9 protein-coding genes are annotated in these 13176 nt (G+C 50.5%); 6 read left to right on the top strand and 3 right to left on the bottom strand.

Annotated elements, in window-relative coordinates; genetic code table 11:
• Positions 1-143 precede the first annotated feature (143 nt).
• The 4 genes from ectB to LCH85_01875 all read left to right on the top strand — a co-directional run bounded on the left by ectB (position 144) and on the right by LCH85_01875 (position 6251).
• A complete protein-coding gene (gene ectB / locus LCH85_01890; GenBank protein ID MCA0350724.1) occupies positions 144-1433 on the top strand; it encodes a diaminobutyrate--2-oxoglutarate transaminase in 1290 nt (429 codons plus the stop codon).
• 2 nt (positions 1434-1435) lie between these two features.
• A complete protein-coding gene (locus LCH85_01885; protein MCA0350723.1) occupies positions 1436-3175 on the top strand; it encodes an ABC transporter ATP-binding protein/permease in 1740 nt (579 codons plus the stop codon).
• Positions 3172-4968, top strand: coding sequence for an ABC transporter ATP-binding protein/permease (locus LCH85_01880; protein MCA0350722.1), 1797 nt, complete (start codon positions 3172-3174; stop codon positions 4966-4968). Before LCH85_01885 ends, LCH85_01880 begins: the two co-directional genes overlap by 4 nt.
• Positions 4969-5198: 230 nt before the next feature.
• On the top strand, positions 5199-6251 hold the full coding sequence (locus tag LCH85_01875) for a hypothetical protein (GenBank protein ID MCA0350721.1): 1053 nt from the start codon (positions 5199-5201) through the stop codon (positions 6249-6251).
• A gap of 277 nt (positions 6252-6528) precedes the next feature.
• On the opposite strand, the gene LCH85_01870 is transcribed toward LCH85_01875, so the two are convergent.
• Positions 6529-8415, bottom strand: coding sequence for a hypothetical protein (locus tag LCH85_01870; GenBank protein ID MCA0350720.1), 1887 nt, complete (start codon positions 8413-8415; stop codon positions 6529-6531).
• Between the two features lie 104 nt (positions 8416-8519).
• Here LCH85_01870 and LCH85_01865 point away from each other — a divergent pair, with 104 nt between their 5' ends.
• Positions 8520-11060, top strand: a complete 2541-nt coding sequence (locus tag LCH85_01865; GenBank protein ID MCA0350719.1) for a CHAT domain-containing protein — start codon at positions 8520-8522, stop codon at positions 11058-11060.
• On the opposite strand, the gene LCH85_01860 is transcribed toward LCH85_01865, so the two are convergent.
• Both LCH85_01860 and LCH85_01855 read right to left on the bottom strand, forming a co-directional pair.
• Positions 11000-11698, bottom strand: coding sequence for a hypothetical protein (locus LCH85_01860; GenBank protein ID MCA0350718.1), 699 nt, complete (start codon positions 11696-11698; stop codon positions 11000-11002). The two genes, LCH85_01865 and LCH85_01860, sit on opposite strands and share 61 nt — an antisense overlap.
• Before the next feature lie 62 nt (positions 11699-11760).
• Positions 11761-12366: a sigma-70 family RNA polymerase sigma factor gene (locus LCH85_01855; GenBank protein MCA0350717.1), complete on the bottom strand. Its 606-nt coding sequence runs from the start codon at positions 12364-12366 to the stop codon at positions 11761-11763.
• 325 nt (positions 12367-12691) lie between these two features.
• Between LCH85_01855 and LCH85_01850 the strand changes: the two genes are divergently transcribed.
• A complete protein-coding gene (locus tag LCH85_01850; GenBank protein ID MCA0350716.1) occupies positions 12692-13159 on the top strand; it encodes a response regulator in 468 nt (155 codons plus the stop codon).
• Positions 13160-13176 lie beyond the last annotated feature (17 nt).

Genomic DNA, 13176 nt, shown 5'->3' with positions numbered 1-13176 from the left:
ACAGAGCAATAATGGCAATGGGCTGTAGGCTATCGGAGCAATTATTGGTATTTTCAATCGTTCATAGCTCATCGTTAGTTATTAACCCAATGAACCATAGCCCATTGCCCATTACCCATTGCCTTATATAAGGAACATCATCAATGCAACGTGAAATAACGACCATCAATACCACCGCGTTCGACCAATACGAATCCAATGTGCGCTCCTATTGCCGTTCGTTTCCAACGGTGTTTTGCCAAGCCCAAGGCTCGCTGCTGTATAACGAGCAACAACGCGCCTATATCGATTTCTTTGCTGGGGCGGGAGCGCTGAACTATGGTCATAACAACCCGCAGATTAAACAAGCCCTGCTCAACTACCTCGAATCCGATCAAATTATCCATGGCTTGGATATGTATACCAGTGCCAAACGCAGCTTTTTAGAGCGTTTTAATCAGGTTATTTTAGCGCCGCGCAACTTGCCCTATAAAGTTCAATTTTGCGGGCCAACTGGCGCAAATGCGGTCGAGGCGGCGCTAAAACTAGCACGAAAAGTCACGGGTCGCACGAGCGTAATCAGTTTTATGGGTGGCTATCATGGTTTGTCGCTGGGTGGGTTAGCAGTTACGGGCAATGCCGAACATCGTGCCGCCGCTGGCGTGCCATTAGCCCACACCAACTTTTTGCCCTATCCTCGCGGCCCGCTCGCTGTAATCGATTCATTGCACTATCTCGAAACCGTCTTGACCGACACCCATTCGGGCTTCGATAAACCAGCGGCGATCATTTTGGAGACAATTCAGGCCGAAGGCGGGATTTACGTTGCCCCAACCGAATGGCTCCAAGGCCTGCGCCACCTCTGCGATCGCCATGGCATTGTGTTGATCTGCGATGATATTCAGGTTGGTTGTGGTCGGACTGGGAGCTTTTTCTCGTTTGAGGCGGCTGGAATTGTGCCCGATTTAGTGACGCTTTCCAAGTCGATTAGCGGTTATGGCTTGCCCATGGCACTCGTCTTGATCAAGTCTGAATACGATCAATGGCAGCCAGCCGAGCATACTGGCACATTTCGTGGTAATCAATTGGCGTTTGTGGGGGCAACCGCTGCGCTCGATTATTGGCAAACTGATGCCTTCAGCAGCTCAATTCAGGCTCTTGCCCAGCAACTCGAAAGCTTTTTGCAAACCCAGATAGTGCCGCTCGATCCACGCTTAGCAATTCGTGGTAAGGGCTTGGTTTGGGGGATTGATTTTGCCGAACTTGGCCCAACTGCTTCGAAAACGATTATGCAAGAATGTTTTGCCCAAGGGTTAATTATCGAGCGGGTTGGCCGTGGCGATAGTGTGCTGAAAATCATGCCGCCATTGACCATCGATTCAGCCTTGCTTGCTCAAGGCTGTGCCATTCTGCAACAGGCGATTCAAACCTATTTGGCAAGTATAAAGGAATAAGCATGCAGTTTCCGCTAGCGCGTTATCGTCGTTTACTGGCAACCTATCTCAAGCCACAGCGTGGGCGGGTGCTCGGCTTAGGATGCTTGGTTTTTCTGGGCATTGGCTTGCAATTGCTTAATCCGCAAATTATGCGCCAATTTTTAGATTCGGCGCTCGCTGCTCAACCTTTGGAGCAACTGACCAAACTGGCATTGCTCTTTATGGGCATCGCCTTTGGACAACAACTTTTAGCGCTCGGTGCGGTTTATTTGAGCGAGCAAATTGGCTGGACCGCAACGAATGCCTTACGCGCCGATTTGACCGCCCATTGTCTGCGCTTAGATAGTAGTTTTCACAATCAAAAAACACCAGGCGAGCTAATCGAGCGCATCGACGGCGATATTACGACCTTAGCCAACTTTTTTACTCAGTTTATTATTCAATTGCTGGGCAATGGCTTGTTGCTGTTGGGGATTATTGTGGCCTTGGCTTTGGAAGATTGGCGAGTTGCGGTTGGCTTGATCGTCTGTGTTGCGGCGGCGATCAGCCTGTTGCAAAAAATGCAACGGGTTGGTGTGCCACTCTGGGGCGAATCACGCCAGGCTAGTGCTGAGCTGTTTGGCTTTTTAGAAGAACGCTTGGCGGCAACCGAAGATATTCGCTCAAGCGGCGCACGCAATTATGTGATGCAACAGCTCTATCGCCAAATGCTCGTGCTCTATCGCAAAACTCGTAAAGCTGAGCTAGCCACCGCTTGGCTCTATAACGCTGGTCAATCGATGTTTATTATTGCTAGTGGCTTGGGCTTGGGCATTGGTATCTACCTGTATCAACAGCAACAAACCACCATCGGCGGCGTGTATATCATCACTGCCTATATTGGCTTGCTCACCACGCCGCTCGAGCAAATTTTACGCCAAATTCAGGAGTTTCAAAAAGCCAGCGCCAGCATTTTGCGCATCGATGAATTGCGTCAACAGCAACCTGCAATCGTTGATGGCACTGGCCCAACGATCCCGCAACAAGCACTTGATCTGCGGTTTGAGCAAGTTTCATTTGGCTATAACGCCGATACGCCAGTCTTGCGAGCGCTTTCGTTTGAATTACCTGCCCACCAGATTTTAGGCGTGTTAGGGCGAACTGGTAGTGGTAAAACAAGCCTGATTCGGCTTTTGTTACGCTTGTATGAACCACATCAAGGCACAATTCGCTTAGGTGGCATCGATATTCGCAACACCAGTTTAGTCGATTTGCGCCGCTCGATTGGCTTTGTGACCCAAGATGTGCAACTGTTTCATGCTAGCGTTCGCGACAACCTGAGCTTTTTCGATCAGACCATTGCTGATCAGCAATTGCTGGCTGCCTTAGAAACCCTCGGCCTAACCAACTGGCTTAACAGCCTTGAACATGGCCTCGACACACTGATCAAGCCAAATGGGCTTTCGGCGGGTCAGGCTCAGCTCTTGGCATTTGCACGAATTTTGCTCAAAGACCCCCAATTAATTATCCTCGATGAGGCTTCATCACGGCTTGACCCAGCGAGTGAGGCGATTGTCGAACGCGCCTTAGATCGGCTGTTGGCAGGCCGCACCGCGATTATTATCGCCCATCGCTTGGCAACCTTACAACGCGCCGATGCGATTTTAGTGCTCGATGCTGGCACAATTCGCGAGTTTGGCTCACGTCAAGCCCTGTTACAAAACCCTCAATCGCAGTATAGCCAACTGCTACAACGTGACTTAACCGAGGTGTTCGCATGAAAGCTTGGCAATTAATGCTGCGTTTGATCCGCTATCGGCCAGCAATCTATGGCTTTGGGGTCTTGATTTGGAGCATATTTTTTATCTCGCCCTTGCTGCCTGGCCTGATCAATCGGGCAATTTTCGACCAACTCAGTGGCGCGGCTCCAGCGGTATTTGGCATCTGGACGCTCTTAGCCCTCCTGATCACCACTGAGATTAGCCGCCGTTTATTGACCCAACTTGGAACCGCGATGGATATTACGGTGCAATACAACATTGCAGGGTTGTTGCGCAAAAATATGCTCAAGCGGATTTTGGCTCAGCCAGGTGCCCAAGCCTTGTATACCTCATCGAGTGCAGCGATCAACAATTTTCGCGATGATGTTGAGGAAATTTTGACCTTTAGCATTTGGCTGCTTGATGTATTTGGTAATGTGCTGTTCAGCCTGATTGCGCTGGGAATCCTGTTACAAATCAATCAACAGGTAACCTTGATTATTTTGGTTCCATTGCTGATCGTGGTTTCGGCCTTTACCGTTGCCAATCAGCGGATTCAGCGCTATCGTCAGGCCAGCCGCGCCGCAACGAGTAAAGTTTCCGATTTTCTGGGCGAAATGTTTGGGGCAACCCAAGCGATCAAAGTGGCGAATGCTGAAACTGCGGTAATCGGCCATTTTCAACAACTCAACGACCAACGTCGCCAGTTTATGGTCAAAGATCGGGCGTTCACCGCCTTGCTCAGCTCCGTTTACGCCAACACAATTAGTCTTGGCACGGGAATGATTTTGTTGCTCGCAGGCGAGGCAATGCGTACTGGCAATTTTAGTGTTGGTGATTTCTCGCTGTTTGTCTATTATTTTTCAATGGTTACCCGTTTGCCCTCACTGATTGGCTTATTGTTGACCCACTACAAACAGGCTGGAGTTTCGTTCCAGCGAATGCAACAGCTATTAAAGGATGCAGCGCCAAGCGCTTTGGTTGAACATGGCTCGATTAGGCCCGATCAACAGCTGGATTTTAGCCCAGCCAGCGCCTTACCAGCACTGCAACGGCTTGATATAAGCAACTTAAGCTATTGCTACCCCAACAGCCAAGCTGGTATCAAAGCGATTGATTTCAGGCTTGAGCGTGGCCAATTTGTGGTAGTTACCGGCAAAGTTGGCTCAGGCAAAACCACCGTATTGCGGGCCTTGCTTGGTTTAGTGCCAGCCCATGGCACAATTCTCTGGAATGATCAGCCGATCGAACAACCTGCCGAGCAACTCATTCCCCCAAATTGTGCTTATACCGCGCAAGTGCCGCGCTTATTGAGCAGCTCGCTGCACGATAATTTGAGCCTAGGGCTAAATTTGAGTGCTAATGAATTACAACAGGCGCTTGAAACGAGTGTATTAGCGCCAGATTTACAGCATATGCCCGCAGGCCTAGCGACCGAACTTGGTTCGCGGGGCGTGCGCTTATCGGGCGGTCAACTACAACGAGCAGCTTTAGCGCGAATGTTAGTGCGTTCGAGCGAGTTGATGATCGTTGATGATTGTTCGAGTGCCTTAGATGTGACCACCGAGCAACAACTTTGGCAAGGCCTCCGCCAGCGCCCAACCACATGGCTGGTTGTTTCGCATCGCCGCGCCGTCCTTCAGCTTGCCGATTGGGTGATTGTTATGGACGCTGGTCAGATTGCAGCCCAAGGACCACTAAACGATCTACTTGAAACATCGTCAGCTATGCGCGAGCTTTGGCAAGCTGAGCCAATTAATCACTATACGCTGTCATTGGCAGCCAATGCATTGCCCATTGGTGGCAACAAATAAACCGATCGGTGTCCGGTGGTACGGTCGGGTTGGCGTACCAGCAATACCCAGTAATCGGGTTATAGATCATGGAAGACCATCAGAGAAGTGGATAAATTGCACGAGCTTTTTTGATGGTCATCCGTACAGTCATCAGCGATACTTGGGGTAGTAGAGCGCGAATGTGCCTCTATTCCGACCAAGAAGTACTTGATGCGCTATGTGGTAGACGATTCATTGGATCTCTAGGGTTGCTGCTCTTGTTGGGCATTGTGCTGGCATCCCAACCGAGTGCTGCGGCAGAACCACCGCAGGGTTCTCCTGACGATGCGCTGCATCCATTGCCATTGATTGCGGGAACATGGGGAGAAGAACTGGCAACGGGGAGTTATACCGAGCGTATTGCGGTCGCCCATGGGAAACGCTATGCGCTGGATAAACTGAATGAGGTGAGCCGATTAATGGTATGGGATCGGCAGCAATGGACGATTTTGGTTCAAGACACGGCGGCCAATCAGTGGAGTAGTTTGCAGACAGGCGACGATGGAGAACTCTATGCTATTCGTACCAAAATTGGCACGCCAACCCGCTGGCGGATTGCCGCATTTAATGGGACAACATGGGTTGATCGTACCATCGATGTGCCGTTTAGTAACCCGATTAGATCCTTTGTGGCGATTAATCCAAACACCATCTATGCGATTGATCACAGTCAATTGCTGGCTCGTTGGGATGGTCGGCGTTGGACAACAACGCGGATTTCGTCCGATCCAGCAACCAGTCTCGACCGCATCGACCCCTGTGGCAATGCCCTCTATGTGACAACCACAACGGGCACGACGAATGCGACCTATGCCTATAGCTTGGATACGGCAACGTTGAGCACCTTGCCCAACCCCATCATCATGGATGCCTGTAATGAAACGATTCAAGCCGGATTTTGGGACGATACGGTTACGATTGTGCGCAATGGAACCACCTATCGCTACCAGGTGTATTTTACGATTGATAGTCGCAATAGAGGCCTCCCCATCATTCTCGAGGTCGCTTTAATTGGTGGACAGGTGTATATGTCTGGGGGATTTACAAGCGTTGGCGACCGCCAAATCATCGGATCATTCGTTCGTTGGTCGCCTCAATCAGGGCGGTGGTGGGGCATGGAGCCGGTGCGCTCATGGACTGATCCAGTCAGGAACATCCATGGATTTGGACACCAACTCTATATGACGACATCGGGCGGCAGCATCAGGACATGGACGGAAACTCTGCCCTATAAGACCTACGCTGCGTGGTTGAGCCAATAGGGTGGTAACCGACCACCAATGCTGATAGATTACCGAAAGAAGCAGAAGAATCTATCAGCATTGGTGCAGAGTTCCGCAGTCTCGCCTCAATAGTGGTGTAAATACCGAACAATGGGTCTGAGAATGAAGCCAGTGCAATTGTACCGACCCTACGAATTGTATGGATTACTCCGCGTGTGTGTCCCCGCTGGGCACACCTTGATGGACTCTCGCCCACCGTCTATACGCAGCGGCTGCTCAGTTCCCTGGGCGGTGCAGAGGGTACACCTTTTGGTATTTATTGGGCTAATGCGTACACTAAGCCTTGGCTGGTGTAGGTTCGTAGATCGACGGTCAAATAGCCTAATTCAGGGCTGCGAGCCACAATTGGTACAACATTCCAGCCAGCGGTTGGGTTCGCCGGATTATAGACCAACACGGTTGGAATGCCGTTGCGATACAAGCTTGGATCATAGCTGAGTTGGGCATACAGTGGTGGATGATTGCTATACCAAGCCAACAGCCGCTTATCACGAATCATATAGGGCTGAATCAAGGTTGGCCATTGTTTGATCGTATAGTTGGGCAAATTGTTGTAGTTGGTACATAAGGGCGCTGGTTGATATACTTCGAGTGTAAAACCATTGACATCAGCCGCCGCGCCAGCTTGCAGATCTAGGCCAACATTGCCATCGGCCAATGGTGCATGGATTTCGGCAGTTGCCGGCCCAAAGCCACCAGCAATTTGATACCATGTGGCAACTGGTGTTTGATACTCGCTGCTATAGGCATACAAATAGTTGTGATGACTGGCTAAACCAGCGATTTCAGCAGCGGTTAATTCAAAGGTTGCAGCAAAGGTGCGGCTGCTACTAATATCAATATTTTCAACTGTGCGACAGTTGCCCCCAGCCGGACAAAACGATAGATTAACCTTTTTGCCTCGAACTGCCCCACATTCTTTGCCCTGAATTTCAATCGCATTAATTTCGGGTAGCGTGCTTGTGCTATTAAGTTTCGGTTTGACTTGTAGATCGGCGACCCAGCGTTGATTGCTTAAGGTAAAACTGCTGGTTGGGCTTAGAATGCTCTTCGCTTGGCTAATTGATGTGACCGAATTGGTGTTCCAATCGCGGGCCAGCACAATTGCCCGATCGCTATCGCTAAAGTTGATTCCATACCATGCTTCTTGCTCGCCCTCACTCAACAAGCCTTGGTTGATAATTCGTGTTGGTCGATTGGGTGAACCTTTGACGCTAAAACCGAGGGCTTGGGTATCATCTAATCCGCTAAATTGCACCAAACTGGTGTTGCCCTTGGCATTGGCTGCGATAAATTTAACGCTGGCCGCGCCATTGTGGGCGATCACGCTTGGCTGATTGCTGGGCACTAAACCATAGAGGGTTTGAATCGTTTCCCAATCATCCATGGCATACATCAAGGTTTGAGGTGTTGTATCGCAATGATAATGCTGGGCTGCATTGCCACGCAATTTGCTGGCGCTATAGTGATACGACATCAGCGAGTTATGGCTCAAACGATCATGCGATAATTCAGCACTAAGGTCGTTACTGGTTGAACTACAATAGGTATAATTGGCACTAGCAGCATCGGGCGCGTAGCCATCGTGCAAGCCCAAAATATGGTGGCCTAATTCATGGCTCATGGTTTGGCTACCAGTTAATTCCGACCAATAGCCACAACGGGCGTTGATGCCATTCCATAAGCGCCCGAGCATAATCGCTGCTGGCACAAAATGAACTTTGCCATCGTGGGTTTCAATCGTGCGAATGCTTTTTTCAAAGCCACCCAGAAAGGCAGTTGGGCGATAATCGTTGTTGGCCAAAATCCGAATATCGGCATCGTTCCAATGTTCGCCGTTGCTGTAAACCGAGTATTGCTCCACCCAGACTTGGCCATCAGTGGCTTGATACAGGGTTTGGCTGGTTTCTTGCAAGGCCGTGGTTAAAATATCTTGCAGCGATGCTTGGGTAAAGGCGGTGCAGGTGTTGCCATTTGCTTGACGTAATGCATCTTGCTGGCCTGGCTGCCATTCGATTGAAACAATTAAATGCAGATTTTGAAAATCGCTGCTGGCGTTAGCTTGCTTTGGTTTAGTTGGCAAGATTAAGGTAATCAAACATAAACTGCTGATAAGAATAAAGCTTATTTTGCGCCAAAACATACACTCGACTCCTTAAGATAATTCTGAAAAGAGCGTTACAAACAAATCAATCGTTGCATATTAATGACGTGCCGATGGCCTAATTCTTTCCGTAGGAGGTTGCCATGACTGCTTTCGATGCCGATTCGACCTATCTCGCAGTACTGTTGGTGTTTGAGCCATTTGATCCTGAATTATGGCCGCTACTGGCTCCGGCTGCGCCAAGCGTCGAGCAACTTCAAGCGGCTGGTTGGTTGCGAGCGAGCGCCGCTGGATTAAGTTTGCCTGCCGAGCGGCGTGAACAGCTACAATCCCAGTTCGATTCGGCCAGCATTCGCGCGGCCTACCAGCAATTAATCGCTGCTGAGCTGAGATTAAGTAACAATCAACCAGCGCTTGCTATTCGTTTATTTGCCGATCTGCGAACCTTTGCCGAGTTGCTGATTCGTCAAGCGCCGCATGAACTAGCCGATGTGGTTAATCAAATTCCAGCTGATTTAGCGCCAACTACTGCTGATCGTCAACTGCTTGAGTATTACCGTGGCCTCGCTGCTGGCCTGCGTGATCAATATGCAGAGGCATGTACGTTGCTCAGTCAATTATTGGCGCAACCAGATTTGGAGCCGATGATTCGCGGGCGGGCGCTCAACTCCGATGCCACGTTTGCCCGCTACAGTGGCAATTATGATCGGGCGTTGGCCAATTATCAAGCAAGTTTTGCGCTGTGGGAAGCCCAAGCTGATCCGGTGCGCCAAGCCTATGTGCTGCTCAATGAAGGTAGTTTGCGCTACCATTTGCAAGAATATCGTGCTGCTGAACGCTGCTTGAATAGCAGTTTAGCAACCTTGCAAGCCCAAAATTTATTGTATCCCCAGGCTTTGGTGTTGATTAACCTTGGGTTGTTGGCACGTGATCGTGGCAATTGGGCGCAGGCCTTAAGCCATTTTGAGCAGGCCGAAGCGATTTTGCAAGCCGAAAATGCCACCGACTTTTTGGGGCGCATCGCCAATAATTTAGGTGAATTAGCCTTATTGCAGGGTCAATATCAAGCTGCCCGCGAGCATTTTGAGCAAGCCCTAGCCCAGATGAGCAGTCGGGTTTATCACATCGATGCCTATTTGAATTATGGTTTGGCCTGGCATGTTGAGGGCATGTTTGAGCAAGCTGAAACCGCCTATCGCCAAGCGCTCGATCTGGTGGAAAGCGTTGAGCGCCAAGAAATTGCCGCTTTGGTCTGGTTTCGGTTGGGCCAAGTTGCGGCGGCTCGCAATGATCATCAGCAAGCCGAGCAGCATTATTTGCAAGCAATTGAGCTGATCGAGGCGATGCGTGCACCCATTTTGGCCGAAAGCTTGCAAATTAGTTTGATGGGGCGTTGGCAACAAGTCTACGAAGGGGCGGTGGCGGCCTATCTCGCTCAATCCAAGGTTGAAGCTGCCTTTGTCATGGCTGAAAAAGCCCGTGCCCGCGCACTCAACGATTTGCTGGCCCGCAACGGCCAAACCAACCAAGCAATTGGGACAATTCCTAGCCTGAGTGAGTTGCAACAAAGTTTGGCGCAGGGCAGCCTGATGCTCGATTATATGACGATTGGCGCGGTTGGGCCTGAGGCCAGTTTATTGGCGGCCTTGCCTGCGAGTGCCAAAGCCTTGCGCAGCTTGCTAATTCAGCCTGCGGCAACCTGGCTATTTGCGATTACTGCTGAGCAAGCTCAAGCCTTCAATTGCCAAATCGACCCAAATATTCTGCTAGCGACCTCACCATTTCAGTGTGATGGACGACGCTTTTTGCGCCCGGCAATTTTGCAGCGCTTGCAGCAACGTTTGCTTTTGCCAGCCCAAGCCTACTTACAACAGGCGCAACAGGTGGTTATCGTGCCGCATGGAGCTTTGCATCATGTGCCGTGGAATGCCCTGTTGTTGGGCGAACTTCAACTTGATCTGCCAGTAACTACCATTCCAAGCGCTGCTAGCTATTTGCAATTGAGCCAACGCCCATCGAGCCAGGCGACCGAGGCTTGTGGGGCATTAAGTTACGCTGGTGGGGTTGAACCAGCCTTGGTGCATACGCATGCCGAGGCTGAAGCAGCAGTCCAGGCACTTGGCGGCCAGCATTATCCACTGCCAGTTCCCAATATTCAACACGAACTTGGCAATTATCGCATTGTGCATATTGCCTGCCATGGCGTGTTTGTGCTCGACCAACCTTTGGCTTCATGGCTGCAATTTGGCCCTGAGCAAACCGTCTCGGCCTTGGAGATATTAACCACTTGGCAATTGGCCGCTGATTTGGTGGTGTTGAGTGCTTGCCAAAGCGGTGTGAGCGAAATTGTGCGGGGCGACGAGCCATTTGGTTTGGTGCGGGCATTTTTGGCAGTTGGCGCACGTGCGGTGTTGGTCACACTGTGGCCAGTTGATGATGTGGCCAGTGCGGTCTTGATGAAGCTATTTTATCAAGCCTTGCAAAGCGGTGCTGCTCCCGCCGAGGCCTTACGCCAAGCAGTGCAACAGATTCGCAGCATGCCTCAAACACAGGTAACTATGCCGCTTGCTCCAAGCCAGCAGACAGAGTACCCGTTCGCTGATCCGCATTATTGGGCGGGCTATCAGTTAATTGGCGTTGGCAACTCGATTTCTACCGTCAAGCCAGCCACATCAGCCGTTTGAACCTCGCCGAAGACGGCTTCGCCCCAAACATCGGTTTCGGTGCTACGCCGGCCTGAGGGAGCGATCAAATGGACGTTGATATTGGCTAAATCGGGCCATTCACGATCGTGGAGCTGCACTTGCACGCGCACCCGACAAAGGTTGGCCTCAGCTGGATAAATTGCCAAATTGATTTCACGTAAGGGCTGAATGCTGGGCGTAAAGGTCAATTGCAACGGTTGGGTGTTTTCGCCCCGTAAGGCTGGTTGTACTGGTTGTAAGGCGGCGAAGCCATCCAACAAGCTTTGGTTGAGGCTGATCTGAATATGTTTGCCGACCATAGCGAGCGCCGCAGCCACTTTTTCATACCAACTTGGCGCTTGATTCAGAAAGCTCAAATCGGGCTGAGGCACAGGCAGATCGCTAGCAACTGCGGTAAATGAGCGATCAAGGGCTGCGAAATATTCCGAGCAACCAACGCATGCATCCAAATGGTTTTGGATGGCGGGTGGCAAGTGTTGTTGGGCAATGCGTTGGTTGCGCTCAGCATAGATGGCCAGTTGATCGCAGCATGTCTCGCATGCTTGCTGATCAACTGGTACGACCAAGGTTTTTACCAAATGCTGCATGGCATTCTGGCTCCAGTTTGCTTGATTCATAGAACATTCCTACTACAACTAATCAGCGGCTTCAGCATGGAGACGCATGCAAGCGCCCCAACCTATCCTTCTTCAACAAATTCGCGTAAACGGGCGATTAATGCTGGGTCGCGGCGTAAGGCTGCCAAATTTTTGGCGCGAGTTACTTGAATATGCGAAGCCAAGACGGGCTTTTGCGCCAATTCGCTTTCAGTTTGAGCCAAAATATCATCATTTTGTTCGCTAAAATAGCGCCCAACCACCACTCGCCGCGAACGGGCGCTGAGCGGTCCTTCCTCGATCACCTCGTTTAAGATAGCGCGGAGATCATCAAGTTGCAAGGTTTCGATTGGGGCAACCCATGGGCCATGTTCAGCATCGGGCATGCTGGCGCGGCGGCGATGTTCTGGTCGGCGTAATTCATCGAGCACGGTGCGTCGCACAATTTGCATGCACCATTCGCGAAATGTGGCTGGATTTTGGCATTGCTCGATGTTGCGATGAATTTTGATCAAGGCTTTTTGGGTGCAATCAGTAGTAATTGCGTCGCCATCGGGGTACTCGTGGAGCATGGCATAAGCCACACGATAGAGCATATTCCAAAGTGTGGTATAGGCCTCGTGCTGGGCCAATGAATCTTGTTCAAAGCAGGCAGCATAGAGTGTTGTGCTCGTCATAGTATCGTGCATCCAATCCTCCTAGTAACCGTTGGGTGTGGCTTGCAAGGGCGGTTTTGCTACGCACCAACCATTAGTTGCGTTGCGATCTAGGCATTGCTTCGGCCACACCTTGTTGTAATCCATACCCATTCTCTATCGATCGACCTAGCCTAAAAGTCCCCATTTTACCCTAGGCTCTTGATTTATTGCTGATTTTGAGGCAAATTTAACCCCAAGGGAGTAGATAGTAGTGTGAAAGATTCCACTTTGGGGGGATATGGCATCACCTGTGATTTATGCTAGCTGCGTTGATGATGCCATGCGACAAATAACCAATCCATTCGGAGGTTCTCACATGGTAGGCGCTGCTTTTCGGCCCAAACCAACCATCGTCGCTCCAGCTCAGGCCAAAGTTATGGTCATTGAAGATAATGCAGATAGCATGGATTTGGCACTGTTGCTGCTGCGTGAACGGGTTCATGTGGCCTATTGTAACGCTCGTGCCTCGGGCGAGGCCTTTTTCAATTGGTTGAGTTCGCCGCAAGTTCAACAAAATCCCTCCCTTGGCATGCTCGACTTAATTTTACTGGATATTCGCATCCCGCGAGAGAATGGTTATATGGTGCTGCAAAAGTTACACGTGTTGCCCGATTTTAAGCGCACCAAAATTGTAGCCATGTCGGCGTATAGCAGCCGTGAAGATGTTGAACGGATGCGGGCAGCTGGCTTTGATGGCTTTGTAGCAAAACCGGTTTCAATTAAAACTTTCCCTGATTATATTGTACGAATTTTGCGCGGCGAAGCGATTTGGGACATTTATTAAACCAAGCGCTGGTTCCC

The sequence above is a fragment of the Chloroflexota bacterium genome (genome assembly GCA_020161265.1).
GTDB lineage: Bacteria > Chloroflexota > Chloroflexia > Chloroflexales > Herpetosiphonaceae > Herpetosiphon.
This window is presented reverse-complemented; position numbering and strand designations above follow the sequence as displayed.

Bases quoted from the DNA above. Each gene is read 5' to 3' on its own strand.
- ectB (MCA0350724.1), top strand. From the start codon at position 144: ATGCAACGTGAAATAACGACCATCAATACCACCGCGTTCGACCAATAC.
- LCH85_01885 (MCA0350723.1), top strand. From the start codon at position 1,436: ATGCAGTTTCCGCTAGCGCGTTATCGTCGTTTACTGGCAACCTATCTC.
- LCH85_01880 (MCA0350722.1), top strand. From the start codon at position 3,172: ATGAAAGCTTGGCAATTAATGCTGCGTTTGATCCGCTATCGGCCAGCA.
- LCH85_01870 (MCA0350720.1), bottom strand. From the start codon at position 8,415: ATGTTTTGGCGCAAAATAAGCTTTATTCTTATCAGCAGTTTATGTTTG.
- LCH85_01865 (MCA0350719.1), top strand. From the start codon at position 8,520: ATGACTGCTTTCGATGCCGATTCGACCTATCTCGCAGTACTGTTGGTG.
- LCH85_01860 (MCA0350718.1), bottom strand. From the start codon at position 11,698: ATGAATCAAGCAAACTGGAGCCAGAATGCCATGCAGCATTTGGTAAAA.
- LCH85_01855 (MCA0350717.1), bottom strand. From the start codon at position 12,366: ATGCACGATACTATGACGAGCACAACACTCTATGCTGCCTGCTTTGAA.
- LCH85_01850 (MCA0350716.1), top strand. From the start codon at position 12,692: ATGGTAGGCGCTGCTTTTCGGCCCAAACCAACCATCGTCGCTCCAGCT.